This is a genomic window from Sulfurimonas sp., assembly GCF_028714975.1.
Taxonomy (GTDB): Bacteria; Campylobacterota; Campylobacteria; order Campylobacterales; family Sulfurimonadaceae; genus Sulfurimonas.
The window spans coordinates 1-2,766 of sequence record NZ_JAQTLH010000023.1 but is presented as its reverse complement, the minus strand read 5'-3'; the positions used below and the strand labels follow the sequence as shown (position 1 = coordinate 2,766).

Sequence of the window (2,766 nt, the reverse complement as noted above, 5' to 3'; positions counted from 1 at the left end):
CAAAGATAATAATCTTTATCTACGCCGAATCGTATATATAATCGCTTATCGGAAATAATACTTTTCGATAAAAGTAAAGCCCATCAAAACTGTCTTTTTTGGAATTGTATTTACGGATATCCCTGATCCATTCAATGTCTTTATCATCAAATGTCCAGCTCCCGTCATCTCCATTGTACATCTCAAAACCAATTCTTTTGAGATCATCTTTAAGATTTTCATAGAGAGCTTTAAAAAACTCCATTTCAATGGTTGCTTTAGCCCACTCAAGAGCATCTGGGATTTTCATTGCAATAGTCATATTTCCGTTTTGAAGTAATAGTTTTGTCAATTCTTTATTTTCCTTCTTACTATTTTGATTTGTTATTTTTTCTATTAGCGAAAGATACTGTATCAAAACAACTTTCACATTTTCATGCAATGCTTCTGTAATACATTGTTTAATCCATTCTACTATATGCTCTTCATAGCTTAGATATATTATTTCTTCATTTTTTAGCGATCCTCTTGAATCACTGGGTGATTCTTTTCCATCCAATGTAAGATATATTGTAAATGCTGCCTTACCTTCATTTATTTTTGAAGAAACATATCGTTGGAGCTGTTTTGGTTGATCTGGTGCATCAATTTTATTTTCAATAACAATAGCTATATCCTTCGTTTCAATTACTATGTCAATATATCCTTTTTGATTTTCAACGATATGAAATTGCTCGGTAGAAACGGTTGCTTTTTTACAAAAATCAGTAAAATCACCAATCTTATCCCTCATATACTTGTCCAAAAAAGATTCTAAAAATACATGACCATGTTCATGCAATCCATTTGGATTTAACAAATCTGCTAATATTTGTGAGTGCTTAACCTCTGTTCTCTCCATTGCTAAAACAGAAAAAATATTAAAGTCATCTCCGACTTTTTTGTCTTGATTAATCTGTTCTAAAATTAAACCTGCTTTTTTTAAAATTTCTATTTCAGTCATGTATAGTACTCTCCTGTATTTAATATCTTTGATTTTATCACATCTTGTAAGAGAAAATATGTAGAACCTATTATCTGAATTTCTCCATTCATATCCACAACCTCGTAACTCGCACCATTAAAGGTGATTGACTGATAACAACTGCCATGTTTAAAGCGGTCATTGCTTTTGCCAATATATGCAAGAGAGCGTCGGCACTTCTTTCTAGTAAACAATCGGTTGAGTAGTTCAGGATTAAAAAGTCCCAAAATGTGTTTGAGGCTGGATGTTTGAACTCCGCTATGTCGCTCTATCATATAGCTCAATGCCTGATGAAATTTTGCTTCATTATCAAATCCTTCTTGATGGTTATTGGGCATTGTTCACCGCCACCATCTGATTTTTTTCAACACCAGTTGCGATAACAGTCGCGCGGATAAAATCAAGCGGAAAGCTCTCGTTAGTAGTGGTGCCAAAGATAACCTCTGCGCTTTCATCAACACTCTCGTGCAATACTTCCATCGCGGTCGCAAGTTCCATCAAAAGAAATTTTGGATGCATGCTAAAATGCACTAAAATCCCAGACGCATTTTTTAAAGACACATTATCTTTCATGGCATGACATAGAGCTTCCAATGCCGCATTTTCTCCTTGATACTCACCGATGCCAACAGTTGCGATTCCTTGATGGCACATAACTGTTTTCAAATCATCTATGTCAAGGTTGATATCATTGTCAGCGATTGGAAGAATCACGCCTGATATTGCACTTATTACGCGTGAAAACACCGTGTCATCGTTCGAGATTACGACAACAGAATCACATTTACTTTTGAGTGCTTCAAGCTTTTCATCTGCATGTTTGAGACGGTTATTTTCCTCAAAATCAAAAGGCTCAAAAACTATACCAATCGTAAATGTACCTATTTCTTTTGTTAGTTTGGCAATGCTTAAAGCAGTTTCTATATCTTCTTTTTCACCAAGATAGGCAATAATAAAAACAATGTCCGCACCATCTAGCTCAAGAGAGAGTTTTTCATAACCATTTTGTTCATTCGTATTGGCAACAATAAATTCAATGCGAGTATTTTGCTCTTCAATTATATGCTTCATGATGCTTTCGCTACCACAACCAACACCAACCGCGACTATCCGCCCAAATGGCAGTTCAAAAAATTTGTTATCGCTAAGCTTGTTCACAATTGACTCCTTTTATTGTTATAAAAGAAGTTTATCAGCTCTATATGACACCCTCATGTCTTGATTTTATAAAATTTTGCGCTCTTTTTAACGCTTTGGGGCATTCATTTTGTAAACGTACGCCAAGACCTCTGCAACTGCCGCAAATAGTTCACTTGGAATTGGCTTGTCAAGCTCCACTTGAGCATACAAGTTTCTTGCAAGCTGTGGATTTTGAACAACATGTACTCCATTTTCTCTAGCAATTTTTTTAATCTGCTGTGCAATATTGTCCATCCCTTTTGCTACAACAATAGGTGCGTGCGACTTCTGCTCATCATACTTTATAGCAACTGCGTAGTGGGTAGGATTGGTTATAACAACATCAGCAGTCGGGACTGCCGCCATCATTCTCTTTCTTGAGGCTTGCATCTGAATTTGACGGATTTTTGCTTTGATGAGCGGATCTCCATCCATATTTTTCATCTCATCTTTTATCTCCTGTTTGCTCATCTTTAGCCCGTCAAAATACTGTTTTCTAACAATTATTACATCAATTACTGCAAATATGAAAATAATTAAAAGCATTACAAATGCAATAATAATTGCCTTATCCCTAAGCCACT

4 protein-coding genes are annotated in these 2,766 nt (G+C 35.5%); all 4 read right to left on the bottom strand.

What is annotated here, in order from left to right; translation table 11 throughout:
- Positions 1-19: 19 nt before the first annotated feature.
- Entirely contained in the window at positions 20-982 is a 963-nt protein-coding gene (locus PHQ93_RS10705) for a PD-(D/E)XK nuclease family protein (RefSeq protein ID WP_299944255.1), read from the bottom strand.
- Complete coding sequence (locus PHQ93_RS10700; RefSeq protein ID WP_299944252.1) at positions 979-1,341, bottom strand: hypothetical protein; 363 nt, start codon at positions 1,339-1,341, stop codon at positions 979-981. The genes PHQ93_RS10705 and PHQ93_RS10700 overlap by 4 nt, the downstream gene beginning before the upstream one ends.
- A complete protein-coding gene (locus PHQ93_RS10695) occupies positions 1,331-2,161 on the bottom strand; it encodes a cell division protein FtsZ (RefSeq protein ID WP_299944249.1) in 831 nt (276 codons plus the stop codon). Before PHQ93_RS10695 ends, PHQ93_RS10700 begins: the two co-directional genes overlap by 11 nt.
- A gap of 87 nt (positions 2,162-2,248) precedes the next feature.
- A partial coding sequence (locus PHQ93_RS10690) for an EscU/YscU/HrcU family type III secretion system export apparatus switch protein (RefSeq protein ID WP_299944247.1) occupies positions 2,249-2,766 on the bottom strand: 518 nt, incomplete at its 5' end.

What these genes read in the sequence shown, in the direction of transcription:
- PHQ93_RS10700 (WP_299944252.1), bottom strand. Translation starts at nt 1,341, where the DNA reads ATGCCCAATAACCATCAAGAAGGATTTGATAATGAAGCAAAATTTCAT.
- PHQ93_RS10705 (WP_299944255.1), bottom strand. Translation starts at nt 982, where the DNA reads ATGACTGAAATAGAAATTTTAAAAAAAGCAGGTTTAATTTTAGAACAG.